Source organism: Arachidicoccus terrestris (assembly GCF_020042345.1).
Lineage (GTDB): Bacteria > Bacteroidota > Bacteroidia > Chitinophagales > Chitinophagaceae > Arachidicoccus > Arachidicoccus terrestris.
The window spans coordinates 4,275,334-4,302,293 of the sequence record NZ_CP083387.1 but is presented as its reverse complement, the minus strand read 5'-3'; the positions used below and the strand labels follow the sequence as shown (position 1 = coordinate 4,302,293).

The 26,960-nt window shown below is 41.7% G+C and carries 22 protein-coding genes; 12 read left to right on the top strand and 10 right to left on the bottom strand.

Features of this window, described 5'->3' with window-relative positions:
* Positions 1-8 precede the first annotated feature (8 nt).
* Entirely contained in the window at positions 9-1,724 is a 1,716-nt protein-coding gene (locus K9M52_RS16775) for a ribonucleoside-diphosphate reductase subunit alpha (protein WP_224069591.1), read from the top strand.
* Positions 1,725-1,787: 63 nt separating this feature from the next.
* On the top strand, positions 1,788-2,519 hold the full coding sequence (locus tag K9M52_RS16770) for a sulfite exporter TauE/SafE family protein (RefSeq protein ID WP_224069590.1): 732 nt from the start codon (positions 1,788-1,790) through the stop codon (positions 2,517-2,519).
* Positions 2,520-3,231: 712 nt separating this feature from the next.
* On the opposite strand, the gene K9M52_RS16765 is transcribed toward K9M52_RS16770, so the two are convergent.
* On the bottom strand, positions 3,232-3,477 hold the full coding sequence (locus tag K9M52_RS16765; protein ID WP_224069589.1) for a hypothetical protein: 246 nt from the start codon (positions 3,475-3,477) through the stop codon (positions 3,232-3,234).
* 308 nt (positions 3,478-3,785) lie between these two features.
* Between K9M52_RS16765 and K9M52_RS16760 the strand changes: the two genes are divergently transcribed.
* Entirely contained in the window at positions 3,786-5,939 is a 2,154-nt protein-coding gene (locus tag K9M52_RS16760; RefSeq protein ID WP_224069588.1) for a cation:proton antiporter, read from the top strand.
* A 66-nt stretch (positions 5,940-6,005) separates the two neighbouring features.
* Here the strand turns inward: K9M52_RS16760 and K9M52_RS16755 are convergent, their stop codons facing one another.
* Entirely contained in the window at positions 6,006-6,572 is a 567-nt protein-coding gene (locus K9M52_RS16755) for a type 1 glutamine amidotransferase domain-containing protein (RefSeq protein ID WP_224069587.1), read from the bottom strand.
* Positions 6,573-6,791: 219 nt separating this feature from the next.
* Here K9M52_RS16755 and K9M52_RS16750 point away from each other — a divergent pair, with 219 nt between their 5' ends.
* The 3 genes from K9M52_RS16750 (at position 6,792) to K9M52_RS16740 (ending at position 9,091) form a co-directional block, all read left to right on the top strand.
* A complete protein-coding gene (locus tag K9M52_RS16750) occupies positions 6,792-7,238 on the top strand; it encodes an NUDIX hydrolase (protein ID WP_224069586.1) in 447 nt (148 codons plus the stop codon).
* Positions 7,239-7,273: 35 nt separating this feature from the next.
* Entirely contained in the window at positions 7,274-8,209 is a 936-nt protein-coding gene (locus K9M52_RS16745; protein ID WP_224069585.1) for a helix-turn-helix domain-containing protein, read from the top strand.
* Between the two features lie 117 nt (positions 8,210-8,326).
* Positions 8,327-9,091, top strand: a complete 765-nt coding sequence (locus K9M52_RS16740) for an SDR family NAD(P)-dependent oxidoreductase (protein WP_224069584.1) — start codon at positions 8,327-8,329, stop codon at positions 9,089-9,091.
* 91 nt (positions 9,092-9,182) lie between these two features.
* Here the strand turns inward: K9M52_RS16740 and K9M52_RS16735 are convergent, their stop codons facing one another.
* On the bottom strand, positions 9,183-12,464 hold the full coding sequence (locus K9M52_RS16735; protein WP_224069583.1) for a S41 family peptidase: 3,282 nt from the start codon (positions 12,462-12,464) through the stop codon (positions 9,183-9,185).
* 284 nt (positions 12,465-12,748) lie between these two features.
* Here K9M52_RS16735 and K9M52_RS19220 point away from each other — a divergent pair, with 284 nt between their 5' ends.
* From K9M52_RS19220 to K9M52_RS16725, 3 genes are all read left to right on the top strand, one after another.
* Positions 12,749-13,081 (top strand): DUF6660 family protein, encoded by a 333-nt coding sequence (locus K9M52_RS19220; RefSeq protein WP_394369820.1) that lies wholly within the window; start codon positions 12,749-12,751, stop codon positions 13,079-13,081.
* 184 nt (positions 13,082-13,265) lie between these two features.
* Complete coding sequence (locus K9M52_RS16730) at positions 13,266-17,624, top strand: CusA/CzcA family heavy metal efflux RND transporter (protein ID WP_224069582.1); 4,359 nt, start codon at positions 13,266-13,268, stop codon at positions 17,622-17,624.
* Positions 17,625-17,630: 6 nt separating this feature from the next.
* Positions 17,631-18,848 (top strand): efflux RND transporter periplasmic adaptor subunit, encoded by a 1,218-nt coding sequence (locus K9M52_RS16725; RefSeq protein WP_224069581.1) that lies wholly within the window; start codon positions 17,631-17,633, stop codon positions 18,846-18,848.
* Positions 18,849-18,946: 98 nt separating this feature from the next.
* Here K9M52_RS16725 and K9M52_RS16720 read toward each other — a convergent pair whose 3' ends face one another.
* The 3 genes from K9M52_RS16720 to K9M52_RS16710 are packed head-to-tail and all read right to left on the bottom strand — an operon-like array spanning position 18,947 to position 21,031.
* Positions 18,947-19,627 (bottom strand): VOC family protein, encoded by a 681-nt coding sequence (locus K9M52_RS16720; protein WP_224069580.1) that lies wholly within the window; start codon positions 19,625-19,627, stop codon positions 18,947-18,949.
* A gap of 13 nt (positions 19,628-19,640) precedes the next feature.
* Positions 19,641-20,012 carry a hypothetical protein gene (locus K9M52_RS16715; RefSeq protein ID WP_224069579.1) on the bottom strand — a complete coding sequence of 124 codons (372 nt, stop codon included), beginning with the start codon at positions 20,010-20,012 and terminating at the stop codon, positions 19,641-19,643.
* Between the two features lie 35 nt (positions 20,013-20,047).
* A complete protein-coding gene (locus K9M52_RS16710; protein WP_224069578.1) occupies positions 20,048-21,031 on the bottom strand; it encodes an aldo/keto reductase in 984 nt (327 codons plus the stop codon).
* A gap of 419 nt (positions 21,032-21,450) precedes the next feature.
* Here K9M52_RS16710 and K9M52_RS16705 point away from each other — a divergent pair, with 419 nt between their 5' ends.
* A complete protein-coding gene (locus K9M52_RS16705) occupies positions 21,451-21,828 on the top strand; it encodes a hypothetical protein (protein WP_224069577.1) in 378 nt (125 codons plus the stop codon).
* A gap of 139 nt (positions 21,829-21,967) precedes the next feature.
* Here K9M52_RS16705 and K9M52_RS16700 read toward each other — a convergent pair whose 3' ends face one another.
* The 4 genes from K9M52_RS16700 to K9M52_RS16685 all read right to left on the bottom strand — a co-directional run bounded on the left by K9M52_RS16700 (position 21,968) and on the right by K9M52_RS16685 (position 24,440).
* Positions 21,968-22,129, bottom strand: a complete 162-nt coding sequence (locus K9M52_RS16700; protein WP_224069576.1) for a hypothetical protein — start codon at positions 22,127-22,129, stop codon at positions 21,968-21,970.
* A gap of 735 nt (positions 22,130-22,864) precedes the next feature.
* Complete coding sequence (locus K9M52_RS16695; protein WP_224069575.1) at positions 22,865-23,329, bottom strand: anthrone oxygenase family protein; 465 nt, start codon at positions 23,327-23,329, stop codon at positions 22,865-22,867.
* A gap of 150 nt (positions 23,330-23,479) precedes the next feature.
* Positions 23,480-24,028: a dihydrofolate reductase family protein gene (locus K9M52_RS16690; RefSeq protein WP_224069574.1), complete on the bottom strand. Its 549-nt coding sequence runs from the start codon at positions 24,026-24,028 to the stop codon at positions 23,480-23,482.
* A 22-nt stretch (positions 24,029-24,050) separates the two neighbouring features.
* Positions 24,051-24,440 carry a hypothetical protein gene (locus K9M52_RS16685; protein ID WP_224069573.1) on the bottom strand — a complete coding sequence of 130 codons (390 nt, stop codon included), beginning with the start codon at positions 24,438-24,440 and terminating at the stop codon, positions 24,051-24,053.
* 129 nt (positions 24,441-24,569) lie between these two features.
* Between K9M52_RS16685 and K9M52_RS16680 the strand changes: the two genes are divergently transcribed.
* Together K9M52_RS16680 and K9M52_RS16675 are read left to right on the top strand one after the other, a co-directional pair.
* A complete protein-coding gene (locus tag K9M52_RS16680; RefSeq protein WP_224069572.1) occupies positions 24,570-25,586 on the top strand; it encodes a GlxA family transcriptional regulator in 1,017 nt (338 codons plus the stop codon).
* A 231-nt stretch (positions 25,587-25,817) separates the two neighbouring features.
* On the top strand, positions 25,818-26,744 hold the full coding sequence (locus K9M52_RS16675) for an alpha/beta fold hydrolase (protein WP_224069571.1): 927 nt from the start codon (positions 25,818-25,820) through the stop codon (positions 26,742-26,744).
* The last annotated feature ends 216 nt before the right edge of the window (positions 26,745-26,960 follow it).

The following is a 26,960-nucleotide window of genomic DNA, read 5'->3' as shown; positions in this document are numbered from 1 at the left end:
GAATGCACATGACCAATTTATTTGAAGCAGCCACGCTGAGTGCCGAGCCAAGGCCGGCCTTAATTCAGAACTATGAACATGAAAAGCTCTGGTGGAAAAATGAGGAAAGTGAGCGGATACTCAATAGCGGTTATCTGCTAAAAGGAGAGACTGTAGAAGGAGCTATTGAAAGGATTTGTTCAGCTGTTGCCCAGCGACTGTACAAGCCCGAACTTAAGGATGCCTTCAAGGAGATTGTAGAAAGAGGATGGATGAGTCTGAGTTCACCGATCTGGGCCAATATGGGTACAGAAAGAGGTCTTCCGATCTCTTGCTTTAATGTGCATATTCCGGATAATATCGAAGGAATCACGCATAAGCTGGGTGAAGTGATCATGCAGACAAAATTAGGAGGCGGCACCTCCGCCTATTTTGGCACCCTGCGTGAAAGAGGCAGTTCAATTACCGACAATGGTAAAAGTACCGGTGCAGTGAGCTTTATGCGCCTTTTTGATACAGCGATGGACACTATTTCTCAGGGCGGTGTTCGCAGAGGCGCTTTTGCTGCCTATATGGACATCGACCATGGTGATATCGAAGAGTTCCTCTCTATCAAAGATATCGGGCATCCAATCCAGAACCTGTTTTTCGGCGTCTGTATTCCAGATTACTGGATGCAGGAAATGATTGACGGTGATACCAAGAAAAGGGAAATATGGGCCAAAGTTCTGGAAAGTCGTCAGCAAAAAGGGTTGCCTTATCTGTTTTTCTCTGATAATGTCAATAAAAACAGACCACAGGTATATAAAGATAAAGACCTCACGATTCACGCGTCGAATCTTTGTTCAGAGATCATGTTACCTTCTACGGAAGATGAATCCTTTATCTGTTGCCTGGCTTCTATGAACCTGGAACTCTATGATGAATGGAAAGATACAGATGCTGTTAAGCTGGCTGTATTCTTCCTGGATGCAGTGCTGCAGGAATTTATCGTAAAGTCTGAGAATAATTTCTACCTGGAAGCAGCGCACAAATTCGCGAAAAGGCATCGTGCACTGGGATTGGGTGCATTGGGCTGGCATTCATACCTTCAGAAAAACATGATTCCATTTGAGGGAATGCAGGCCAAGCAACTGACTTCTGCTATTTTCAAAGACATCAGCGAAAAAGCAGTAAAAGCCAGCAGAGATCTTGCATGGATTTATGGAGAGCCAGATATGTTGACCGGCTATAATTTAAGAAATACCACACTTATGGCGATTGCCCCAACAACGTCTTCCTCTGCTATTTTGGGGCAAACCTCCCCAGGTATTGAACCATTCAGCAGCAATTATTACAAAGTAGGCCTTTCAAAGGGCAACTTCATGCGCAAGAACAAATATCTCAAGCAATTACTTGCAGACAAGGGTATAGACAATGAGGACACCTGGAGAAGCATCATGTTGAATCACGGAAGCGTGCAGCACCTGGAAGAGCTGAGCACAGAAGAGAAAGAAGTATTCAAGACCTTTAAGGAAATCAGCCAGCTGGAAATCATCCAACAGGCAGCGATCCGTCAGAAGTTTGTCGATCAGTCCCAAAGCTTAAATGTAAATATTCCGTCTAATCTTCCTATTAAAGAAGTGAACAGATTATTTATTGAAGCATGGAAGTTAGGTGTTAAGACTATCTATTATCAACGTAGCCAAAGTGTCTCTAAAGAAATGGTAACGAATTTGGTGAGTTGTAAAAGCTGTGAAGCATAAGAATAATTTTGATCATCAACAGCCGCTTTTTGCTCAGACAAAAAGCGGCTGTTCTATTCCATAATGAGTATTTCAATATCCATCATTCTAGTCAGCTTTCTGGCTTCGATTATCCGCTCTACGTTTGGATTCGGAGAAGCATTGGTGGCGGTCCCCTTACTGGCATTATTTCTACCGTTACAAGTGGCCGTGCCGTTGGCTGTAATGCTCTCCATTGCAATAGCATTGCTGGTGGTCATTCAAGATCATCGGCACATTCACATTCAAAGTGCAAAATGGCTTATTTTATATGCGCTGCCCGGTATCCCGATTGGCTTGTATCTAATGCTACAGTTAAAAGAGGGGTTCACTAAAACCGCATTAGGTATACTGATCTGTCTGTTTGCCCTCTACTCAATACTAAAAAAAATGCATTCAAAAAACACAAAAGACCATAAGGGCTGGTTAGCAGTCTGCGGCTTATTATCCGGAATACTCGGAGGAGCTTATGGCCTAAACGGGCCCCCACTCGTATACTATGGTGACAAGCAGGGATGGTCGGCACAACATTTCAGGGCCACTTTGCAGGCCTATTTTCTGCCCGCAAGCACACTGGCGTTATTAGGATATTTTATGCAATCCATGGTGACCGCAACTGTTTTCCACTATTTCCTAATTGCCCTCCCGCCCACGATTATAGCTGTTTATATAGGCAGATGGCTCAACAAGAAATTTACCACCACCAGTTTTTTTAAACTAGTATATATTTTCTTACTGCTTCTGGGTACCGTCCTACTTTGGCATACATTCAGATAATACGGTTCGCAACGAAAATAGATGATTACCTCTTTAGAGTCAATAATTCACAGTTTTCATTTATCACATTGCCGTTTTTTGACAATAGCCTTGTCATATATACTTACGCACCTTAAATACTGAATACATACCAAAGGCACCACTGTCTGTTTTTCCTCCTCTTTGTTTTTTAGCCAGCTGCCTTTGTCTATAAGTCAGCTTCTTCTCTAATGTCTTAAATATTTTCTTATTATCATAACTGCTGCCATCAGATAAGGTAGCCGCTAAATGCCGGTGCTGCAAAGGATGCTCTCGAAAAGTTGATCACCGTCAAACATTGGGGCCACCAGTTGAAGCGCTAAGACAAAGAACCGCGAATTTACTGGAAATGATGGCTTAAAAACCAGCTTAAAGGGGGCTATTGGTGGAGCTATGTATAAACAGAAAGAAAATCCAGTAAAACAGGCTGGAATTACCAGGATTGATTGCCAGAAAATGAATGAAAATCTAGAATATTTTAAAAAAGACAGGTCATTCCCATCGCAATGCCATAAACGGGATAATTGAATCCCCATAAATCTTAGCGAGTGAGTCTCTCTACCGATTTAGCACAATTCAGGTTTAATTCGACCTTTTCGTACCTCAAGGTCAAATTAAACCTATTTATTATATCAAAGATAACGTTTCTCCACTGTTGCAACAGGAAGGGACACTTTCTTATAACCGACTCCAACTATTGAAAGGATCCTTTAGTCGCACTGTCTATACCCACGTCATTCGTACTGTCTTTATGCTCACTGCCAGCAGGGGCATAACCATTGGGCTGACCTGGCATAGGGCTATCACTATAAGTAGCGCTATCTGGCATGCCCAGATCATTGGGATTATCATTTAAATGCCGCCTGTCTCCACTGCCGCAATTTATGGCAGCAAAAGTTGTGAATATCACTATTAACAATAACCATATACTTTTTTTCATTTCGGTATTTTTAATCATTAAATAACTATTGATGCAACAAAAAATGCTCCGAACAGATCCTGATAGTATATTTAATTGTATTAGCCCCAATCTAAATGACCACTATCTCTAATTATGAATGCGACTTAATACTAATTCCATTAGTATAAACAATAAAATATATTCTAATATCTACGAAAGCTTATCGATTTTTTTGAGAATTTCAGCAGCAAAAACGTATTGCTTTTATAGGAAAATGTATCTTTATCTTCATAGATAATCCTCAGTTTAGCTATGGATTACACTCAAAAAATAAAAGAATATTCTTTATGGAGCATTTCTTTCAACATATTATTAAAGAATTTGAATTACCCCTTTCTAGCCCTGTATTGATCTTTTCGGTTATTTTACTAATAATATTATTTGCCCCGATTATCCTGAAAAGGTTAAATCTTCCTGGGCTAATTGGACTTATCGTTTCAGGAGTCATAATAGGGCCGAATGGTTTAGATATTATAGCCAATGACTCTGCAATACATTTATTTTCTACCATTGGCATTCTCTATATTATGTTTATTGCGGGTTTGGAGCTGGATCTTCAACAATTTAAAAAACACCGAAATAAAAGTATCGTTTTTGGTTTATTTACATTTTCTCTACCATTATTAATTGGCTTCACAGTATGTCATTATTTGCTAGGATATAATCTCAATGCGAGTTTTTTAACTGCAAGTATGTTTGCCACCCATACATTAGTTTCATATCCAATTGTCAGTAAGCTGGGTGTTTCTAAAAACATTGCTGTCGCTATGACAGTTGGCGGAACAATACTTACTGACACCGCTGTATTAATTATACTGGCTATTATTATGGGCAATGCAAAAGGTAACCTTTCGAAGGAATTCTGGATTAGTATGGGCATCTCACTTACATTGTTTATCGCATTTATGCTCCTGGTAATTCCTCGAATCGCCAAATGGTTCTTCCAGAAGATGGAAAGTGAAAAACACTCCCATTTTATATTTGTATTAGCGGTTGTATTTTTTGCCGCTTTTCTTGCGGAGGTTATAGGCATGGAACCGATTATTGGTGCATTTGTCGCAGGGCTGGCACTCAATAAATTGATCCCCAGTTCATCTGCATTAATGAATCGAATCGAATATATTGGTAACTCCCTTTTTATTCCCTTTTTTCTGTTTTCTGTTGGAATGCACGTAAATATCAAAGTGATTGCATCTGGACCAACTGCCTTAATTATTGCAGCTACATTAACGTTAGTTTCCGTTTCGGGTAAATGGTCAGCTGCTTGGATAACGCAGCATCTGTATCGATTATCGCCTCAGCAAAGACGACTTATCTTTGGCTTAAGTGGCTCACAGGCAGCTGTTGCCTTAGCTGTAATCCTGGTTGGATATCAGGCCGGCATTTTGGATGAAAATATCCTCAACGGCACTATTATTTTAATTCTTGCAACCTGCATAATTTCCTCAATTATGACAGAAAAAGCCGCGAAGCAAATTCTAATAGAAGATGAAAGTAACGGACCACCAGTAGAAGAGACTCAGGAATCTAAAAAGGAACAAATTATTGTTTCCGCCTCAAAAGCCTTTAATTTTGATAAATTGCTCGAATTTGCCCTCCTTATAAAAGATAAAAGATCTGATACGCCAATCACGATACTGTCAGTTGTACCTAATAATGAGGAAGCAGAAGACAATATTCTAAAATCTCGAAAAAAACTACAAGAGTTTATCAACCTTGCCTCAGCCACGGAAATCAAAGCTAATATAGTCACTACAATCGACCATAATACAGCCAGCGGAATAGCCAGAGCGGCAAAAGAATCAATGGCAGATATCGTCATTACCAATTGGCCTAACAGAGCCCGCATGTTGGATCTGTTTATCGGGGAGAAAATGGAAGGTATAATCAAAAGAATAGATAAAAATTTGTTTATCGGCCAATTCCAGGGAACATTGGTTGGCCATAAACGTATTGTCATTGCATCTCCTCCCTTAGCTGAACTAGAGAGAGGGTTTGACCTCTGGGTGCGCAAAATCCTCCGCCTAGCCGAAGAATTGAGCTTACCGATATTCCATTACGGTCATACCCATACACACAGTGCCTTTAAACAAAAGGTTCACAAAATGGGAGTCAATATCTCTTATTTTCACCACAGTTTTGAAGATTGGGATAACTTCGCCTCTTTTACCAGGTTTGTCAAGCCTGAAGATATCTTCATATTGATAGCCGCTAGGAATGGTTCTGTTTCATATCTGAGTGTACAGGATCATTTGCATTATAAACTCGATCGGTATTTTGAGAAAAACAGCAAAATTATCATTTATCCTAAACAGGAAGGTTTCGTTGCCGGAGAGGATAATTACGAAGAAATTAATCTTAGCCCCTTAAACAGAAGCCTGGATGCATTTGAGCTTGTAGGCAAAGGAATCAAGGACTTCTTTAATAAAAAGCAGCCTTAATCCAGGACACTGGAATAAGGCTGCACCCAAACCCGATACAAAGGACAATTATAGACATAGATTCTTTTAATTAATATCCTGTTGTCGGCCTTCAGAAAGTTGCTCCAGCAATTTGTCGTTAAAAGCAGGCAAATCCTTAGGTGAACGGCTGGTGATTAAAAATTCATCTACCACAACCTCCCGGTCCGTCCACTTGGCACCGGCATTGACCAAATCCGTCTTAATTGAAGGATAGGAGGTCATTTCTTTACCCTCCAATAAACCAGTTTCAATAAGTGTTTGAGAACCGTGGCAGATAGCAGCAACCGGCTTACCGGCTTCACTGAACTTCTTAATAAACTCGACCGCTTTTTTATGCGTTCTCAGTCTGTCAGGATTCATAACACCTCCTGGTAAAACCAGTGCAATATAATCCTCAGCCTTGGCCTCATCCAACCCAGCGTCCACTTTTATTTCTATACCCCAATTCCCGTCCTGCCATCCTCTAATGGTATAAGGCTCAGGCGAAATCACTTCCGCAATAAGCCCTGCTTCTTCCAATGCCGCTTTTGGTGATGTAAGTTCAGACTGTTCGAATCCTGTTTCAGAAAGTATAGCTACTTTCTTTCCTTTCAAATACTCTTTATTTATCATGACTGCCAATTAATCATCCATAGGGAAATATGCACTTCTACCCGGTATAATGCGAAGGTCATGCCAGATCAATTGTTCAGTTAGGTTATTCTCTTTAAAGCAGCTTTGTGTCCAGGATTGGATACATTCTGTCCCATTCCTTCCGCAATCTACAAGATTGCTTATTTTTGCCAGAGAATAACGCATACATTAACATCTCTTCATCGGATAACACTAGACATGTCGAAAGTCAACGCGTCCATACCCATAAAGCTACATACAGCAGGGCTTATTGTTATAAAAGACAATCAACTACTGTTAGCTTACAGTAACAATAAGAAAGCCTGGTATCTGCCGGGCGGGAAAATAGACCCGGGAGAAACAGCCCTTGAGTCACTGATCAGAGAAATAGAGGAGGAGCTGCACGTCCGGCTTAACAAAACCGATCTAAGCGCCTACTATCATATTTCGGCACCTGCATTTGGTGAAAGTAATAGCGTCCTGATGGAACAGGACTGCTTTATTGGACCAGCCAGTGATCATTATAAAGCATCAGGAGAAGTGGGAGCCATCCGATACTTTTCTTATGACGCATATATTTCCCAACAACCGGTCGTGCCGGGAGTGATTAACGCCTTTAAGAAACTGATGGCAGATGGCCTGATTATCAACGCCATTAAGGCTTAAATTCAAATATTCAATTTTCTGCCCAAATTTATTCAATGACCATTTTAGCCCCGACATCCCTGGAAGACTTTTATAAAGAAATTGCCGCATTGACCGGGCAATCAATAGATGAGCTGTTACCACCTAATGTCCAAAAGGAGGTAGGCCATTTTAATGTCTTCGACATCCACCAGACATATCTAAAAGCAAAAGAACAAAAGGTAATGCCTTATAACTATAGGGCCTATTACAAAATAAGCTGTATTAAAGGAAAAAACAGAGCAGAATATGCCGATAAAATCATTGACATTCAGCGCTACGGTTTACTGTTCGCTACCCCAAAAGTTCCATATCACTGGATTCCCTTAAATGGAGCGCCTGCGGGCAGTTTTTGTGTTTTCACAGAAGATTTCCTGTCACCTGGTAAAGCGGGTTTATCCATAGACGAGTTGCCCATATTTAAAGCGACTGGCACACCAATATTTGAAATACCTGCGGAAAAAGCCAGGGAAATTCTTCACCTTTTCGGTAAAATGCAAAAAGAACTCCTTGCTGATTACCCCTATAAATATGACCTGATCAGAAATTATGTAATGGAGCTCATCCATTACGGACAACAACTACAGCCTCAAACAAATATCAGGGCACCGCAGAACGCAGCAACACGTATATTATCCCTTTTTATCGAGCTTTTAGAACGGCAATTCTCCAGTACTGGTATTGAACGGCTGACACTTAGAACCGCCGGTGATTATGCCAGCCGACTCGCCGTTCATGTCAATCACCTCAATAAAATCGTTAAGGAGCTCACCGGGAAATCTACCACAGATATTATTAGCAGCCGGCTAATACAGGAAGCCAGGGTCTTATTAAGGCAGTCTCCGCTAAATATATCAGAAATAGCCTATGCGCTGGGATTTGAGGAAACCGCCCATTTTTCAAATTTTTTCAGGAAACATACGGGAACAGCCCCCAGTTCGTATAGATCCTAGACTGATTCCGTGATTATTTGAATTTCGCAATCATTACTTTGAATCCTGCAACAAAGCTTCGGAAGACTTGTCTGAATTTTGCATCGTTAATCATTATTCAAATAAATAAATGCAAAAATGGCAACACATAACAACAAAATAGCATTAGTAACAGGGGGCTCCAGGGGGCTGGGTCGAGAAATGGCCCTGGCACTCGCATCCGATGGAAACGACGTCATTATCACCTATCACACTAATCAGACGCAGGCTGATGAAGTTGTCGGTCTGATAAAAGACAAAGGAGTATCGGCAACTGCCTTGCAGCTGGACAGTCGTAAAACGGAAACATTCGATAACTTTTTCCAAACACTCAATAGCTACCTCAAAGAAACTTATAAGGAGGCAAAATTTGATTATCTGATCAACAACGGCGGCACAGCGCTTTATGCACCATTTGAGAAGACTACCGAAGAGCAGTTCGATGAGATCATCAATATCCATTTCAAGGGGGTTTACTTCCTTACGCAAAAAGCCTTACCTTTTTTAAACGATAATGGTGCTATCGTGAATGTCAGCTCCGGTCTGGCAAGGTTTTCCTTGCCGGGTTCGTCCGCCTATGGTGCAACAAAAGCAGCCGTGGACACACTGACCAGATATATGGCCAAAGAACTTGGCAACCGTGGCATCAGGGCTAATACGATCGCTCCCGGTGCTATTGAAACGGATTTTGGGGGCGGCCATGTCAGAGATAATAAAGAGGTCAATCTCCATATTGCAAATGATACGCCGCTTGGCAGGGTAGGGCTTCCTACTGATATCGGAGGTGTTGTTGCATTCCTGTGTTCTCCCAGGGCCGGCTGGATCAATGCGCAACGCATTGAAGTATCCGGAGGTATTTACTAATCCCTCAGATACCGGAAAAAATAAGCGGCAGCCTTGAACGGAAACTCAAGCGCCGATTCAGGACTGCCGCTTTTTTTGAATAATGGCTCGCCTATTTATGGGTAAGTCCCGCAGCCTCTTTCAACATTTCTTTTACAGCTGCCTCTAATTGATCATCCTTTCCATTGAGAAAATCCTCATAAGGAAGCGGTACAAGAATATCAGGTTCGATCTGCAGCCTTTCTGTCGGCCTGTTTTCCTTTCCGATTGTTGCCACCATAGGAATTCCGAATATCAAAGTCGGATCGATCTGCCTTTCCCACCACACTGCCGTACCTGTGCCAGGTACCGGCATGCCTATGAGCTTACCAATCCCCAGTTCATGATAGGCATAAGGAAAGATAAAGGCATCGCTGTAATTACTTTCACTCATCAATACGCAACTTGGTTTCTGCCATTTATTCATAGGCTCGCCCCCCTTGAGCATATGTCCTTGCGGCGCAAATTTAAGATAGTTTTTACCTGACAGAAAGGTCACAAGGTCATCATGCAACCAGCCTCCACCGTTGAAGCGGGTATCTACTATCAGGGCCTGTTTTTCCCTGTTTTTACCCATCACCTTATCAAAAGTCTCTCTAAAACTTCCATCATTCATTCCTTCAACATGTACATAACCAATCTTGCCACCACTCAGCTCAGCGACTTTCTTTTCCATGATACGGGTCCAGCGCTTATACATGAGATCCGATTCTTTTGAGAGATCAATAGGGCGTATCTTTTCTTCCCACTTCCTACCATTAGATCCAGATAAGGTTAACAGTACATTCTTGCCCTCTTCGTGATTCAACAATATAGCCCAATCCATACTATCGGTGATGGGCTGATGGTTGATCTCCAAAAGCAAATCGCCGGATTTTATTTTGCTCTTGGTACGGTCTATGGGGCCACCTGCGATCACTTCAGTTATCTTTAAGCCTTTCCCTTGATAGGTCTCGTCATAGAGCAGCCCCAGAGAGGCAGTCTCATCCGCATTGGCATGTTTGGGATAAAAACGACCACCTGTGTGAGAGACATTCAGCTCTCCCAGCATCTCACTGAGCAAGAGGGCGAAATCATAATTGTTATTGATATGGGGCAGGAACCGTTCGTATACAGTTTTATACGTATTCCAGTCCACTCCATTCATATCAGGTGCATACAGTTTCTTTTTTACCTGCCGCCATGCGTGTTCAAAAATATACCTTCTTTCAACCGCTTCGTCCAGCACCATGCTGCCGTCAATTGAGATGGGGCTGACTTTACCGGAAGCAACATCTACCTTAATAAGACCGCCTTTAGAACTAAGAAACAGGCTTTTGCCATCTTTACTCATTTCGAGATTACTGGGTGTGCCGCTGAGCTTAGCCAGTATTTTTGTGTCGTGGGTTCTGGGCTCCGTTACCCATAGATCAAATCCTTTCTCAAAAGCAGCCAGGTAATATAATTTGGCGCCGTCATTAGACAATACATAATCACTAATCGAAGAGCTGTTAATCGTCAACCTTACCTGTCTTTGATCCAGGTCAGTAAAATCAAGTTTAAGTATTGAATCTTTATTATCTTTAGCAACAGAATCTTTTTCCTTATTAGGATCATGAGCAGTCAGGGCATCGGTGCCCGGGTTGCCTTTCCCTTTTGTCGAATCTGGGTTGGACTGCTTTTCTTTCAACAAAGCATAGTCTTCTTTACTTAATATAAACTGATCATAGGCTTCCTTATCAAAGAAAACACCGTAAACATCTACTTCCTGGCTTCCCTGGCTGGCCAGAGATTTCCTGCCCAACTTACTGCTTTCCCAGGTGAGCATTTTGCCACCAAGCGCCCATTTACCGTTATATTCACCAAAACCGCTGTTAACAGGATATACAATAGAGCCTGTCCCATCTGCCGCAATCAGCGCCGTATTGCTGGAAGAGAAGTATCCCATCTCATCATCGGCTATTACCCATCTGCTGTCTGGACTCCAGTTAAAATCCCAATCGCCGTCTGCGTAGGAATGATTATGCCCCTGGGGAAGTAACGTAACGGTTTTCTTGTTATCAATCGTATAGACTTTTAGGATATTGCGTTCCTCTACATAAGCAATCTTCTTTCCGTCAGGCGATAATTTGGGCTGGAATTCGTCTTTGGAGGTTGCGATCAGCGGCTCTTCCTTCAAGACAGTTGACGCATAAAAATAAGGCTCCTCTTTACGGATAATGGAAGATTTATAAATATCCCAACTGTTGGCTCTTTCGGTTGCATAGACCAGGCTTCTTCCGTCGGGTGCCCATTGTACCATCCTTTCCTGCTCAGGCGTATTGGTAATTCTTTTCGTCTCTCCATTTTCCACTGCCGTAACGAAAATTTCTCCCCTGGCAACAAAGGCTATTTCTTTACCATTTGGACTCAGCGCAAATTCACTGATATTTCCGTTGACCTTCTTCTCCTTTTTAATGCCGGCATCACCATCGTTACTCAGGCTAATAGCCAACTTAACCGGTTGATTACCATCATGCAATGTATAAATCTCACCGTTCCAGGCAAAACAAAGCGTATTTTCATCTGACCTGCTTAAATAGCGGACAGGATTCATTTTGAAATCTGTCAGCTGAGTGGGTGGCGCATTGCTGTTAACCGGTTGCCTGAAGATATTTTGCGTACCACTTTTTTCACTCAGATAATATACACTATTGCCGTCAGCTGCAAAAACAGGCTCCCTGTCTTCGCCTTTAAAAGCGCTCAATTTTTTATATGTTTTACCCGGGATATCCATGATCCATACGTCTCTGGTGACAGCAGAAGTTGCGTGCTTACGCTGATCACTTTCATAACCTTTAATATCCTCAAAGACAATTTTATCGCCGTTTTTGTTATAATGCGCCGTTGACATCCCCGCGGCACTCACTAATAACGGGCGTCCGCCATTTATTGAAACGGTATAGACATTAGAAAAAAGAGAAGAGCTGAAACGCACACTTTTAGCAGGCGCATTTCTGGAAGACCTGAATAAAACGCGTTTGTTATCCGACGTAAAATCATAAGGGTAATCATTTACGCTAAAAGCAGTAAGCCTTTTAGGCGTTCCTCCCTTAGCTGGCATTACAAACACATCAAAATTACCATACCTGTCACTTGCAAAGGCGATATGCCGGCCGTCATGGCTCCAGACAGGCATCATGTTATGTGCATCAAATAAAGTTAGCGGAATCGCGGTTCCACCCGATGCGCTAACTGTATACAAGGTCCCTTTATAGCCAAAGGCGATGGTCCTCCCATCGGGAGAGATGGCTGGGTGCTGCAGCCAAAGCGGTGTAATCTGTGCTGACAATGCACCTGCCAGCAACATAAATAAGCCGAATAGCAGTTTTTTCATGTACTTGATAAAAAGCGGTAAAAAATTAGTTATGGCTGTAAATATAGCGATTAAAAGTCATAATATCCTTTATTCTGCGTTGAGAATCAGTGTCTGGTTTTAAACAAGGCAGCCCGTTTCGTAATTCATTGCAGTAACACATTTACAACTGTTCAGCCCGTTTAATACCTGACGACATAGGCAAACGCATTTTTTGCAACCATGTTCCTAAGAGCAATCTAAAAAACAAAAAATCGAATATAAAGACATGCCGGTAAAACGAATTATATTTATCTTTGAGCACAATGAAATTCATGGCATTCATTTTATGTATCACAGTCATGGCATTATCCATTATGCCCTGTCAGGATATTAATGCCAGTACTGCACAACAAGCGCTTACGGTTAGTCAAAGTAGCGGAACACACCAATGTGGTCACGATGATCATTGCAGTCCGTTTTGCCTTTGCAGCTGTTGTCCAAGCGCCGCAACCTCCGAAGCACCGGGCACTGTATTTCGATTAAATGCTCCAGCCGCTATTACTGTAAAAAAAGAATACCTAATTAGGGAAGTAACTTTTGCCTCTAATTTCTTCGACAATATCTGGCAGCCTCCAAAAGACCAGATAGCTGCCTAAGTCCCTTTATTATTAGAAGGTGACTAACCGTTTGCAGGCGCTGTACCTGGCCATACATTTTTTGTACGCAGGCATCGTTATAACTACTCAATGTAAGTCTCTAGCATAGGGCAGGCAGGCAGCAACCCACAACATTTACATAAAAGATATCTTCACTTTTCTCACCACTAATCTTACTTTAAGCGTGTTAGATCGTATCATCAAATTCAGCATACAAAATAAGCTGGTTATTGCCATGATGACCCTTGGTCTTATCATATGGGGCGTCTGGAGCGCGACAAAGCTGCCCATAGATGCCGTGCCCGATATCACCAATAATCAAGTACAAATCATTACTAATTGCCCAACACTTGCCAGTCAGGAAGTAGAACAATTAGTAACTTATCCCATAGAAACGGAAATGACCGGACTGCCGGACCTTATGGAAATGCGTTCTTTTTCCAGATTTGGGATCAGTGTTATTACATTGGTCTTTAAGGACGATGTAGACATCTATTTTGCCCGGCAGCTAATCACGGAGAGGCTAAAGGCAGCTGAGGCCGTAATTCCACCGTCCCTTGGCAAACCTGTTATGGCTCCCGTGACCACTGGGCTTGGCGAAATTTATCAATATGTCATTCATCCCAAAAAAGGCAGCGAGGACAAATATTCTGCCATGGATTTACGAACACTGCAGGACTGGATTGTCAGCCGCCAGTTGAAAGGGATAGATGGCGTAGCAGAAATCACGGGCTTCGGCGGTATCTCAAAGCAATACGAAGTTGCTATCAATCCCGACAAGCTCAAAGCCATGCAGGTAACTATACCAGAGATATTCACCGCCTTGAAAAAAAACAACGAAAATACAGGTGGTGCTTATATTGATAAAAAGCCCAACGCCTACTTTATCAGAGGCCTTGGCATGGTCAGGACCTTGCAAGATATCGAGCAAATAGCGATTAAAACCAGTCCTGCCGGCATTCCCGTATTAATCAGAGATGTAGCCAAGGTAGGGTATGGTTCAGCTCCCAGATATGGCGCAATAACATATAATGGCGAAAAGGAGGTTGTCGGAGGAATTGTACTGATGCTCAAAGGGGCCAATAGCAATGAAGTAGTCCAAAACGTGAAACAAAGAATGCAAACCATTCAAAAGTCTTTACCAAAAGACATTATTATTGAACCCTTTCTGGACAGGTCTAAACTGGTGAATAATGCCATCCATACCGTTGAAAAGAATCTAATTGAAGGGGCACTAATTGTCATTTTCGTGCTCGTCATCTTCCTGGGCAACTTTAGGGCTGGTCTTATTGTCGCCTCAGCCATACCACTTTCCATGTTATTTGCGCTCGGCCTCATGCATGTCTTTGGCGTCAGCGCCAATCTGATGAGTCTGGGTGCCATTGATTTTGGACTTATTGTTGATGGGGCTGTCATCATTGTTGAGGCCACTTTACACCATCTGGGCCTCAGGAAATCAATGAGCAGGCTCAGTCAGGCAGAGATGGACCAGGAAGTCTTCTTTTCTGCATCAAAAATAAGAAGCAGTGCGGCGTTTGGAGAGATCATTATTCTGATTGTTTATATTCCTATTTTGACACTTACCGGCATTGAAGGCAAAATGTTTACCCCAATGGCTAAAACGGTCAGTTTTGCCATTTTAGGCGCCTTGATCCTATCTCTGACATATATTCCGATGATGAGTGCTATATTTCTATCTAAAAACAGGACACAGAAGCGTTCTTTTTCGGACAGAATGATAGAAAAATTGCAAAGTCTTTATAAACCTTTGCTGCAAAAAGCGATCCGCTTCAAATTTCTGATTATTACCAGTACGGTTGTTTTATTTGGGGCCAGTCTTTTAATTTTTAAAAGCCTGGGCGGAGAATTTATACCACAATTACAGGAAGGAGATTATGCGTTCGAGTTTGTCCTGCCACAGGGCAGTTCTCTTTCTCAGACCACGGAAACGGCCATGCAGGCAGAACGTATCGTCAAGCAATTCCGAGAAGTTAAAATGGTAGTGGGTAAGACGGGAGCAGCGGATGTCGCAACCGATCCGATGCCAATGAACCAAACTGACATTATGGTTATTTTAAAGCCTAAAGAGCAGTGGCCAACCACACTCGGCTATTATCAACTCGCGGATAGCATAAAGCAAAAGCTAGAAGACATACCAGGCGTCATAGCGGAACCTAGTCAACCGATCCAAATGCGCTTTAATGAGCTAATGACTGGTATCCGCCAGGATGTGGCTATCAAGATTTTTGGTGAAAACCTTGACACGCTGGCGGAGCTGGCACCCCATGTCGCAAAAATTATTCAAAATATACCAGGCGTCAGCGAGCCGATAGTGGAACGAACAAATGGCCTTCCCGGTATTTCTGTACAATACGACAGGGCGAAAATATCAGCCTACGGACTTAACATTGAAGATATCAATCAGGTACTCGAGACCGCTTTTGCCGGACAAACAGCCGGACAGGTCTTTGAGAATGAAAGGCGTTTTGATCTAGTCGTAAGATTAGACAGTACACACCGACAATCTATCAGCAATGTGGCAGACTTATATATACCCCTGCCAGGCGGCAACCAGATACCTTTATCTCAAGTAGCTACAGTCACCTATAAGGAAGGGCCGGCTCAAATCAGCAGGGAAGATGGAAAGCGACGTGTGGTTATCGGTTTTAATGTCCATGACCGGGATATCGCCAGTGTTGTGACGGATATTAAGCTGACACTTGGAAAAAAGCTGGAATTACCTACAGGATATTACCTTACCTATGGGGGGCAGTTTGAAAATTTGCAGCGGGCCAGTAACCGGTTAATGATAGCGGTCCCCGTTTCGCTGCTGCTCATATTTATGCTGCTATATTTTACCTTCAAATCCGTCAAACAGGCCGCACTGATTTTTACGGCTATTCCCATGAGTGCTATTGGTGGCGTGCTGGCTCTTTACCTTCGGGAAATGCCTTTTTCAATCAGCGCGGGCGTAGGCTTTATTGCATTGTTTGGCGTTGCTGTCCTCAATGGCATCGTGCTTATCGGCACTTTTAATCAATTAGAAAAAGAAGGAAAAAAAGATATCCTTAACCGTGTGTTTCTCGGCACAAAAGAAAGGCTTCGCCCCGTTCTTATGACAGCCACGGTCGCTTCCCTTGGATTTTTACCAATGGCCATTAGTACTGGAGCGGGCGCTGAGGTGCAAAAACCGCTGGCAACAGTTGTTATCGGAGGCCTGATCACAGCTACTTTTTTGACACTGTTTGTTTTGCCTTTGTTGTACATCATCTTTCATACAAAAATTAATTTCAAAATGAAACCAGTAGCAAAAGGCATAATTGTATTGTTTTTTGCCGGCTTCATAATTGAAGCCGGAGCGCAGCATCTCAAAATCCAGTCTGCGGATCAGGCGATCGGCATTGCGCTGAAAAACAATGGCGCTGTCAGGGCCGGGCAACTGAGGATAAATTCAGCGAAAATGCTGGAAAAAACCACCAGAGAGCTTCCTAAACTCAGTTTAGGAACTGAACTGGGGCAGTTTAACAGCCAGCAATTTGACAACTCCTTTCAAGTGTCCCAGACCATTCCCTTTCCAGGCCTGTTTACTGCCCGTAAAAAGCTGGCCCAGGCGCAGTCAAAAGCCAGTACACTGAAAAATGCACTCACCGTGAATGATCTCAAAAAGCGTGTCCGGCTTTCTTATTACCAGATACTGTACCTGCAGCACAATCAACAGCAATTAGACTATCTGGACAGTCTGTATCAGGATTTTATCCGGATCGCAGAACTAAGATTCCAGACGGGTGATACAAAAAAGCTGGATATCACCAATACGCGGGCACAAAAGGGGAAAATAGCGCTGCTCGCAAAACAAAACACTATCTATCTCGGCTCAGCATATCAAAATCTGCAAGTGCTTCTAAATACCGGCGACAGTATTGAAATTACGCCGACTTCAGACTTTCTGCCTTTAGCTCTTGACCAGTTACTGGATAGCAGCGATATCACGCTGCACCCAATGGTACAGGCTCTGTATCAAAAATCAGCAGTTGCCACAAAAAACAGTCAGGTAGAAAAGGCAAAAAATACGCCGGATTTTACCGTTGGCTACAACAACCAATCACTGATCGGGTTACAAAATATAAATGGTCAGGAACGCCTGATCGACGGAAGTAAAAGGTTTAGCTATGTAAATATCGGCATTGCGATTCCCCTGAGCATTGGTGCCGGCAGGGCAAGGGTAAAAGCCAGTCAGCTTGAGGCGGAGGCGGTTATGGCCGAAGCGCAGCAGAAAGCAAAAGAGCTTCAAAGTAACCTGATAAATGCTTTCAGTCAATATGAGCAGGATCAGCTATCCTATCAATATTACAAAGAGCAGGCTCTGCCCAATGCTGCTCAGATCGTTGAAGCGGCAAAGACCGGTTATAAATTGGGCGACATCGGTTATGTGGAATTTCTATATAGTCTTGAAACAGCAACTGATATCCGGTTAAATTACCTGAAAAGTATTCAACAGCTCAATGAAACAGCTATCCAAATTTACTATCTGACCAATCAATAATACGTTATGAAATCTTCATTAAAACAAAGTTTATATTGCTTTTTTAGTTTTTCTCTCATAGCTGGCATCCTATCCGCTTGTAATAACGCGGGCAATGAAGCCAAAGCACCTGCCATAAACGACTCTCTAACAAATAAACTGGAGCAAAAGGCATTCGCAGCGGAAAATGCAGCTTCCGTTGTCGCTACTTTAACCCCCGAACAGATGAAAGCGGTTGATCTGCAACTTGGCAGAATTGAAAACAAAGAGCTAACCGCCACCATCAAGGCCAACGGAGCCCTTCGGGTTCCCAATGAAAGCAGAGGCAAGGCAACACCGCTGTTTAGTGGGGTAATCAAAAAACTAAACATTCAATTGGGCAGCCACGTCAAAAAAGGGCAAACCATTGCTACGGTTAGCAATCCCGCGTTTATCCAATTACAGGAAGAATACGTTTCTTTAGTCAGTAAAATCACTTTGGCCGCGCAAGAGGAGGCCAGACAAAAAGCACTCAATGAGGGGCAGGCCGGCGCCTTGAAGAACCTGCAAAATGCCACGGCAAATTTAAACGCGCTCCGCACCCGGCAGTCCTCCCTGCATCAGCAACTGAACCTTATGGGGATCAACGCTTCTAATCTGAATAATGCGACGATGCAATCTACGCTGGTTATTACAAGTCCGGTCAGCGGAACTGTCAGTCAGGTATATGCAGAAATTGGCAGCTATGTAGATCCAAGCAGCCCCGTTGCAGAAATTGTCAATAACGATGCCCTGCATCTGGATCTGCAGATATTCGAAAAAGATCTGCCACTTATCAAAATCGGGCAGATCATTCATTTTACATTGACCAATAACCCGGCCAAAGAATATGATGCAGTGGTATACAGCATAGGCGCCGCCTTTGAAAATGACAGCAAGACCATTCCTGTTCATTGCCGTGTAAACGGGGATAAAACAGGTATGATCGACCAGATGAATATTACCGGGATTGTTAGTCTGAGTAAAGCAGTAACGCCAGCCGTTCCAAATAGCGCGATAGTTAGCGAAGGGGGGAATGATTTTATATTTGTAGCAATAGATTCACCGACCCCAACAAAAAACAAAGCATTCAGAAAAATACAAGTGATCAGCGGCGTCTCTGAGCTGGGATATACCGCCGTCACTTTCGTCCAGGCGCTTCCGAAAAATGTACAAATAGTCACAAAAGGGGCTTTCTTCGTCAATGCAACACTCACCAATGTATAAGAAGAGGAGTAAGTCTGCCATCGAATTGCAACCTAAAAGGAGAGAAGGAGCTTCGTTCAATAGTCATAAACAAAAAGTGAACCTTCTCTCTTTATCTTTCACACGCTTAACTCGCCATTTCTGTAAATTAATTTGAACTTGCGCCCTTGGCATTCTATTAATAAATCTACGGGTGCTGGCTCAATTTTAATGTTTGTGGGAAACCAGGTTTCCTTAATGTTATAATCAGGAATAAGGACGCGCCCTTCTGCAGAGCCGTTGGTGCCAAAACTCATCAAATCTCCTTTCCAGAAAGGTGATGCACACTGTCTTTCCAATATGGAATTAATCTTTTCAATATTATCTGTCCCCAGACCGATCTCATTCACCGCCAAGAGCGACGTTCTATCAAATGGGCCACTGCTATCGTTATCCAGCTCATTATGGGCAATACATTCTGCAATATTACCAGCAGGATCATAGAAATAAAAAGAATCAGCATTCCAGCTATCAAAGTGCACAGTCTTCTTTCCCGGCTGAATATCAACGATAGGGACACGCTCTCCCATCCATTGCATCGCACCTTTCAGCTGGTTGCGTGGAATCAAAAAACAGTAATGATACAAATAAGGCATTGATGTCAACTTAAAGCAGAGTCTTGACCAACCTACCTGAATGCTAAACATATCTTCCGAAGCATCCAATATTGCAAAACCTAATGTCTTCTCATAAAATTGCCTCACTTCCTCAAGCCGGGATGTAAGAAGCATAAGGGATTTGATTTTCATTATCTGACTCATTTCATACATGTGATTAAAATCCCAGCTCTCGCGTAATGAAAGATTTTACGCCTTCAGCACCGGTCAAATTCAGCCACAAATCATCCGTTGGACCGCTTACTGACAGGGTAAATATCAGAAAACTGCAACAGGCTCTTTCGGCACGGATCAGTTCCATTAATTGTTCCAAAATTTGGCCACCGCTTTCAAACCTATAAGCATACCCATTTTCCAGTTCTATTTTCTCCAGTACCTTTTGTTGAACAGTATCCAGCAAATGTGCCTTTCTTTCCCTTAATGCCACGTCTGTCAAAGTGCAGCTCATTTGTTGATGACTATTCTCAGCTAATCGAACTATCTTATTAAAATAATTATCCATACGATACACCATGGTTATCTTTTTCAATCTCAGTAATCAATAGGCCCATAAGTCTCCCCGCCTTATCTATTTACCGTTTTTTGTAACGCTTGCGGGTATCGGTCCCCCAGGACGGCAGCACTTTCAACCGATGTGCGGATGCGTTTCAACTCCTTATCGGTTAATATAATATCAACCGCGCCGATATTCTCCTCCAGTCTTTTTAGCTTAGTTGTGCCTGGAATTGGAACAATCCATGGTTTTTGCGCCAACAACCAGGCCAGCGCTATCTGGGCAGGAGAGGCGCCTTTTTCCTGTCCAATGCTTTTCAATTGATCGACAAGGGCTAGGTTCGCCTTTCTGTTTTCTTCAGCAAATCTGGGGAGCTGACTTCTAAAATCACCTTCGCCAAACTTTGTATCTGCCTGAATAGCGCCTGTCAAAAAACCTCTCCCAAGAGGACTAAAGGGGACAAAACCGACACCCAGTTCTTCCAGGGTTTCAAGGAGGGTTCCCTCCGGCTCCCGCCACCACAAAGAATATTCACTTTGTAGCGCAGCTACTGGGTGTATCGCATGTGCTTTTCTTATGACATCTACCCCTGCCTCACTCAGTCCAAAATGCCTGACTTTACCCTCCTGAATCAAATCCTTAACTACGCCGGCCACTTCTTCGATTGGAACTTTAGGATCGACTCTATGTTGGTAAAATAGATCAATATGGTCAGTTCTTAATAAGCGTAAAGAATTTTCTGCGACCTTACGGATAGTACGCGGTCGGCTGTCCAATCCCTCAGCAGGGTTGCCGTTTCTAAACCCAAATTTTGTGGCAATCACCACCTTATCTCTACTCGATGTAAACGCTTTCCCAAGAATGGCTTCATTACCGCCCCGACTATAAGCCTCTGCTGTATCAAAGAAGTTTACACCCAGGTCAATTGCTTTTTGTAACAAGCGAATAGCAGCTGATTCACTTATGGATGGGCTATAGGCATAACTAAGACCCATGCAACCCATTCCCAACGCAGAAACCTCAAGACCGCTGTTACCTAAAATTCTAGTTTTCATAACTCAATATTGATGATTAGCAATAACCGGCAATAGCCAGATCTATTTACCGGTAAACTTTCTGTATCAAATTTACGAATCCAGATGGCAATATGAGATTAAAAAGCAGCTTTAATACTCGACACCAGCTATAACCGCCGCATTAAACTGTAGATACAATTGATGTCTTTATCATTGTACGTTACAGTCTATTCCACAAGAAGCAGAAATACGACCTATATTTAACCGGGAGAGTAAAATGAGTTCAGAGAGCCGCCGTCACTGACTCAAAAAATCATTTGAATTATCACAATGGGTATAATATGGAATGCAAAAAATGAAGGAATTTCTATGTTTAAACACTGATAAATCCATATAGATTAACAATAATTTACTGCTATGGCTGATATTTCCAATTTCAATTCGCCCGTAAATTTGATATGGAAATTTTTCCAATAACAAACAAAATGTGCATCATGAAGAAATTGATTTTTGGATTGATCATGGCTTTTGCACTCAGCTTCTGCTTCACAGGAAGCTATGCACAAACCACAGTTACGACCCAAACCACAGGAAAACAGGTCGTCAAAAAAGCTAAAAAGACACAAAAGAAACATCTAAGAACAGCAGAAAAAGCGACAGCAAAAGCACCGGCATCGGCGAAAGTGGCTAGAAAAAATGCTAAAGCATCCGAAAAAACAGCCGCTAAAAAAGCCAAAGAGGTCAAGAAAACAGCTGCAGCCAAAACCGATGCAACTGGCCATCATCTAAAAAAAGATGGCACCAAGGACATGCGTTATAAAGAAAATAGAAAGTAGCATTTCCTTCCATCGAAATCTAGTAATTTGATAAACCGCCGACAACTCAGTCCGCGGTTTATTTTTAATGTCTAAAACAGGCGCAGGAAAGAAATTAAAATTACATGCGGGAGCTGCCCGACAAGTCCTGTCTAATTCATTATTTCTTCCTTTTAGTTGGCTTTTTATTATGGGTAATATCGTCTCCCTTAAAGCTAAATTCTTCATTTTTCCGGCTGTCGAGCGTGTCTTTATTTTCAGGAACCTTTTTCTTGAGTTCCCTCTTTGTCGTTCTTTGGTTCTTAACAATTTCCTTTTTCATAGTTCAAATTTTATTATATAAGTAATATCGCATATTGAAAAAATACGAAGCAGAAGTAGACTGCTGTGACTCATTTATAAATAGTCTGTCAAAAGCATGCCATAGGCCCCTTAAAGTCATTGATATCCTTCTAAAAATAAGTTTACGCATGGTATTGCCTTTAATCGACAATACATTTGCAAAACCGCCTCTATTTTCACTAGTAACTGAGCGCAGAAAGATTCACATTCGGGGAAGAAACACCCCATTGATTTGAAAAATTACCACCAAGAAAAAGGAATAAAACAAACACCACGGCAGCATCAGAAACGATGTTACCGAGCAAAAAGGCGCAGTGTGTAGGCCTCGCTACTGGTTTCCGGTATAGCATTCTCCCTTAATTAGTTTTCCGACTTTAAAAAACAACTTATTTATTTGCCGATTTCAGCATGGTTAGAACGCAGTCTGATAATTATTGTTATTTATTCAATACGGAACGATATTTACGGGCGTTTTGAATTGTTCTGAGAACAGATCCAGATAATGCTGCTGCGGCTTGAAATAGTATTCATCATTCCACCTGTAGGGGTTACTTTCTAGGCTGGAAAGGTAACCGGCTCCCTGAGAATGCCGGGAAGCGTATTAGTAGGTAAAGCCATATTACTATTCACATTGTACAGATAATACAGATTCCATTGCCTAATCCCGCCTATTTTAATACAACAATAGACACGCTGCCTTTCATAGGCATATTTATCATTCGGCGAAAATAATGGGAACTACATAACTGTATATACTGGCAAGAGAGGCAAAGGTACGGAGGCCGTGAAAAGTCCCCCATTTTTCCCGTATAACCGCCCAGTTAGAAGGCACCGTTGAAACCGTCCACGTTTTAATTTGATTATCAATTGGAACTTCAACCAGCAGCGTAATCAACAACGCAATAAGAAGTGATATAATTGAAATCAGCGTAAAATAAAACCCTTTGCGGTTATTCTTACGTGTCAGCCATAATGTCCATAAAACAAAGAAGATGCAAAGTGGAAATATGATACGCATGGGAGTAGCAAGATTATTAATAATCACTTTTCCATTATGGATAAACTCTTCCACCGGAAACGCATCCAGCGACCGGGTAAGGGTGAACCAGGTTCCCCAAAAGACGCCTGTGACCATTACCAATAGAATAACAGAGAAAAACTGAACAATTCGAAGTTTCATACCTTTTGCTTTATTAGAAAATCGGTTAAACGCGTAATTCCCCCAAATTCCTTTTTTGGGAAACCACCTGTATTTAATGTATCTACATCATTTTATGTGCCATACTGCCGCCCGGAAAACCAGCAAATAATAACGGGGCCGATCGCCCCATCATAAACGATATTTTGGCTGATAACGAAGTAGTAGAGTTCCGGAGATAAAGGCTCTACATTCAAGCAGCTGAAAAACGAAGGGATCAATGATATCAAACCAGCGTTCTCCATGTCCAAATGTAAAAGGAAACACCATCAACTGAAACTCATCTATCAAACCATTCTTTAACATATCTTTTGTCAATTCTCCTATACCATACTGGAGTAGAACGCGGCCGGGTTGCCGCTTTAACGCTTGTATTTCAGCGACTAGATCATCTTTGATAAGAGAGGCATTCCACTTTACTGGCAAATTTGGGTTTCGGGAAGCCACATGTTTAGTCATTGAATTGATTTTCTCCGCATTTTCATCACAACGCTCCGGCCATACCTCAGAAAAGAACTCATAAGTTTTACGACCCAATACGAGCATATCTGCACTGAAAAGCAACGAATGAAGATAGTTGGTCACATCTTCACTATGATATTTGAAGATTTCACCCCATATATCAGGGGTGTTGACCACCCCATCTATTGAAACTTCCGCTTCGACAATTAATTTTCCCATAACCTTTTTATTACCAATATACTTAAACCATGTTATTTTTTGATAAGCGCTTTCTTCCGATAATAATGAAGGCCAGCGTAAAGACTAAATGAACGACGACAAATACTTTTGTGACAGGGCGTGCTTCGTTGAGCAAACCCCATGCATCTAAAAGCGTCATAACAGCAAATCCGACTATATTTCCTACTACAATGGCATCCAGGGCTTTAGAAGGACCTTCTTTTCTGACCTTCCAGTTCAAAACTGCGATCCCTATTAAGGGGCTTCCCCAAAGGCGTAAATATGAAATTAATGTAGGAGATGGATCTGCAGGGAGGGCTCCTCGACCAAAAGCTTCGGGAAAAAGTATAAAACCAAAACCTACAACAGCCATATAAATAGCAGCGACCGACAATAAGTTATTTAGTTTCATAACGGGTTTATTTAATTGTTAGATACAAAATTGATATAAAATAAATTATCTGAAGCCCTGTAAATTGGACTTTATAGTGTGGTTATTTAGACCTGACAAATATTTAGTTACTTTTGTAAAAAGAATGCCATGAAACGTCTAACTATAATTATCCCGGCCGGCCAAACGAATCTTTATACTATTGCTGGAGTAGTTGGTGCTTATGAAATCTTTTCAACCGCCAATGAATATTGTACCCAGATGAGCAAGAGAGATCTTTTTAAAATCGAACTGGCAAGTACTTCAAAAAGAAGTGAAGTCTATAAGGGCTCATTTGCGCTTATTCCTCAAAAACTAATTACGTCTATCAAAAAAACTGACTTAATCATTATCCCTTCCTTAGTTCGCAACCTTGAAAAAATCGTACACCAGGAAAAGAAGTTAATCAAATGGCTTCAAAAGCAATACGAAAATGGGGCAGAGATTGCAAGTATGTGTACAGGTGCATTTATGCTGGCCTCCTCTGGTTTGTTGAATGGCAAAAGTTGCTCTACACATTGGTTCGCAGCAGATGCATTTCGAACTATGTTTCCCAAGGTGAATTTACAGACAGACAAGCTGATTACCGATGAAAATGGACTCTATACAAACGGAGGCGCTTACTCTTTTCTGAATCTCTTACTTTATTTGATAGAAAAATATTATGACAGGCAAACGGCTATATTATGTTCAAAAATATTTCAAATTGAAATGGACCGGCAAACTCAGGCTACTTTTACCATATTTACAGGGCAGAAGCTTCACGGTGACGAGCTAATCAAGCAAGCGCAAACATACATTGAAGATAATATTTCTGAAAAAATAACAGTAGAAGGTCTTGCTGCCAGATTCGCTGTTGGAAGGCGGCATTTCGACCGTAGATTTATTAAGGCAACAGACAATACCCCGGCAGAATATGTACAGCGGGTAAAAATGGAAGCAGCAAAACGATTAATTGAGACAACTCAAAAAACAATTAATGAAGTGATGTATGAAGTGGGGTATAGTGACACCAATGCTTTCAGAAACTTATTCAGAAAGATTACAGGACTTCCTCCTGTAGAATACAAACACAAATATAACAGAGAAGGTTTCGCACAAGCATCTAATCACTCTTCATTAAAATAGAATCGAAAAAATGAATTCGCAAATAACCTGATTGCCCTGCGTCGAGAGAAGTTTCCAAGAAAATAAAAGAACACTAGATAATTTTTTTCAAAATATCTTAAACTGCCCGAGGCTCTTTTATGGAAACACTGTCATTACAAGACAGATGTGAAATACAAATTGTTTTAACATATTTGCTTTAAATTCGTATTATAGTTCCTCAAGGATGTTAACACATTGAATTGAATCAAAATGAAACCAATCCTTCGATTTTTATTTATCGGCAGCTTTGTATTGCTTCTATCACTATATTTTTGTTCCTGTGGAAATAATAAGCCGCATACAAAAATAACAGGCAAAATGGACAGCTCAATCCGTAATAATGGGGTAGTTATTAATTATAATGACAGCAAAATCGGAGACACTGTTTTGTTTTTCATTCACGGATGGGGCATTAACCAAAGCTATTGGGCTAAGCAAGCCTCATTTTTTTCTAACCACTATCGGGTAATTACTATTGACTTACCGGGATTTGGTAAATCCGGCAAGAACCGGACTTCTTGGACAGTGGAAGAATATGCCAAAGATGTAAATACTGTGATCAGAGCATTAAATTTAAAAAATGTAGTCCTTATTGGTCATTCTATGAGTGGCTCAATCATTGTTGAATCGGCCATCACTTATCCGAAACTCATTATTGGCCTTGTTGGCGTTGACAATCTCAAAAACATCGGATTAATACTCACCCCTCAAATGGAAAAAGAATGGGCAGAAGCCTATGCCGACATTAGACGACATTTTAAAGCAAATGTATTGGAAGAGCGCAAGCACCTATTCTCACCCTCTACTGACAGCGCAATACAACAAAGAGTTTTGAAAGACATACTAAGTTCTGATTCCGTCATTGCCGCCAATTGCTTAGAAGATCTTGATAAATATCCTTTTTTGGAAAAACTCAAGCTGCTCCATAAGCCGCTGTATCTGATTAATAGCGACTATCATCCTACCGATACCCTTGCGTTTGAGAAAAACCAGATTGAATATCATCTACTAAACATGGGTCCAACAGGGCACTATCCCATGCTTGAGAGTCCGGACCGGTTTAATCAACTTTTAAAGCTGGCGATCACTAAAATGACAAGTAATTCAAGAAACGCTAAAGAATCTCCTTCTTTCTGATTAATAACATTAATCAGGTCATTTATTTAAATGATTCATCCCCCTGCGAAATCTATCAAGGTCCCAACTAGAGAGCTGGATATATAAGAATTAAAATATAAATTCATGATATTTATATTGATAGCATCTATTGGAACGATAGAGGAAAAGAATATATCGTAGCTTTCGACCGCAGCTATATCCGTTAAATCGGCAAAAGGCCTTTCATATAGACAA